Origin of the sequence: Rhodococcus sp. P14 (genome assembly GCF_000256505.1) — a bacterium.
Lineage (GTDB): Bacteria > Actinomycetota > Actinomycetes > Mycobacteriales > Mycobacteriaceae > Rhodococcus > Rhodococcus ruber.
Genome location: NZ_AJFC01000024.1, coordinates 1 through 2,241, shown reverse-complemented (window position 1 = coordinate 2,241; position 2,241 = coordinate 1). Strand labels below are relative to the sequence as shown.

Here is a 2,241-nt window from a genome sequence, read left to right as displayed (position 1 = left end):
CACACGTCTTACTTCGGACCGGGTGATTGGTCTTTGCATCCTTGCGCTCGGCGGCGACGGCATGGTTGAAGACGAGTACGCCACTGCTATCGATCCGGGACCCGACCTTGGCCTCGGTTCGTTGCACCACCGTTTACGCGATCGACTAGCGGGGGCTCCGCACTTCGAGGACGTGATGGACCGCGTGATCGATCTGCTCCATGGGCGAACGCTCGTCGCGTATGACGCAAGCACCCACTACGGTTTTCTAGATGGAGAGTTTCGCCGAGCCGACATTGCCAACCCCATCGTGTCGCGTCTATGTGTGCGTACGCTGTCGCGGCGCCTTGAATTGGACGTACCGAATCTACGGTTGACGTCCCTGGCCGAATACTGGGGAATCGAACGGCGCCCGATTGGGAACAAAGTGCGCGACGAAGCTGATCGTGTAACACGAGTGTTTCTCTCGACGGTAGGGCTAGCCGACTCCCTTGAGCTCCCGCTACCGGTCGTCGACTGCGTGGCGAATAAGGCGGGTGCACCGAGGCTGTCCCGCCGAGTGCCGTGTCCGTGGGTCAATCCTGGAAGATTTGACCCCGACGTCGGCTTGGTGCAGGGAACGAAAGTTGCCATCATCGGCACCACGGAGACCCCACGCGATGCCCTCGAACGAAAGCTGGCCCTGGCCGGGCTCGATGTAATGAGCACGGCCGGAAGTCATGTAGGTCTGGTCATTTGCAATGACGGAACGTCCGGCTCTGCAGAAGTATCCAGATTGCTGGACGATGGGATCAGCGTCATTCCGGAAAAGACACTAGAGCGCTTATTGGAAAGTGTTCTCCCGGGAATTCCGCGAACGAAACCGGAGCAAGATGGATTGGCTGCGCTGCCCGGGATCGACAAGGCGAGCTCAGAGCGTGCGCATGCTGACCTGCCCGTAGAGACGGCAGGGATTGATCCCATCGACGTCGTCGCCTCAGCGGATCCAGTCCCCGCGTCCCTTACAAAACAGCCGACAGTACCGAGCCTTGTGGATAATCCATGGCAGAATCGCCACATTTTGGTGATAGGTGGCACCCATGAAGACGCGGCAGCAATGCGTTTGAAAATTGCGCGGTTGGGGGGCACCCCCGCGATCAACCTCTCGGCGGCGGTAACAGACCTACTTGTGCTCGACGGCGATGGAAGGGATCGCAAGACGGTCGCGATCGGAGGCCGGGAGCTACCTGTCCTGACCCCAGCGGACTTGAGAGAGGACGCCACGATCGATGCCATGCATTCAGGTGTGGCGCAGCGCAGGCCGGCGGCTCGGTCACTTGTCAGAGGAGAGGTCATCGATCTCCGCAAGGAAGATTCGCAGTTGAGCATTCATGCGTCCTGGCGTGCGGATTCGACTCGTGACGGAATCATCGTGGACATCGTCGGGTTCATGCTGTCCGAGGAAAATTCGGTGACTTGCGATGAGGACTTCATTTTCTACAACTTCCCAAGTAGGGACGATGGGGCGGTGGCTCTCACAGTTGACGGGAACTGCGAGCAAAGCATCCGTATAGATCTTGAGACGTTGCCGAGCAGTTGTACCAAGGTTGCGATTGCAGCGGCTACTGAGGGTACAGCGAACTTCGGTCAGCTGGGTCCGGTGGCAGTAAAGGTGGAGGCATCCGAACAACCGGAAGCTGAGTTCGTCCTTGACGCAGGTACAACCGAACGAACGATGGTGTTGTGCGAGATATATCGCCGGGCGAACAGATGGCGACTGCGTGCCTTTGGGCAGGGGTATGACAGGGGTTTGGATGCACTAGCGACGTCGTACGGGGTGGACGTCGAATGAATGGGTTGCAGTCGGCAGAAGTTCCGACGGTCGATTTTTGGCAGATGTCAGCTGGAATCTTCCGGGTCGGACCTGAGTTAGGACATTTGGCTCAGTACCCCGCTTCGAACCTGAGACAAGACAATATTTCCTGGTCGGCGGCCGGGATCTGCAGCGGGAAGTCCTGGAGGGCGGCGTTGATCGAGATCGTCGAGGTCCACAGCGGCCGCAGTTGCTTGATCACTTGTGCGATCGCGACACCGGTCTGGTCGTGAACACAGCGCACGACTGCCAATGCCGCGAACACGATGGTCTGGTGTGTTCGATCGCATCGCGGGTGCGGTGGAACTAGGCCGTGTTTCAAAAGTGCCGAGGTTGTACACCTTCAAGTCGGAAGGGCGTGTCGTGGTCGCGGAATGAGCGCCGACCCGAGTTGCACCAGGTTAGTGTGC

Annotated in this window: 1 protein-coding gene and 1 pseudogene; one reads left to right on the top strand and one right to left on the bottom strand. The window is 58.9% G+C overall.

Going from position 1 to position 2,241, the window contains the following annotated elements; all coding sequences use genetic code 11:
- A partial coding sequence (locus OEY_RS29600) for a TerD family protein (RefSeq protein WP_010592254.1) occupies nt 1–1,810 on the top strand: 1,810 nt, incomplete at its 5' end.
- A 91-nt stretch (nt 1,811–1,901) separates the two neighbouring features.
- Here OEY_RS29600 and OEY_RS0101885 read toward each other — a convergent pair.
- Nucleotides 1,902–2,137: pseudogene (locus tag OEY_RS0101885) on the bottom strand (IS1634 family transposase); the annotation flags it as partial.
- Nucleotides 2,138–2,241: the final 104 nt, after the last annotated feature.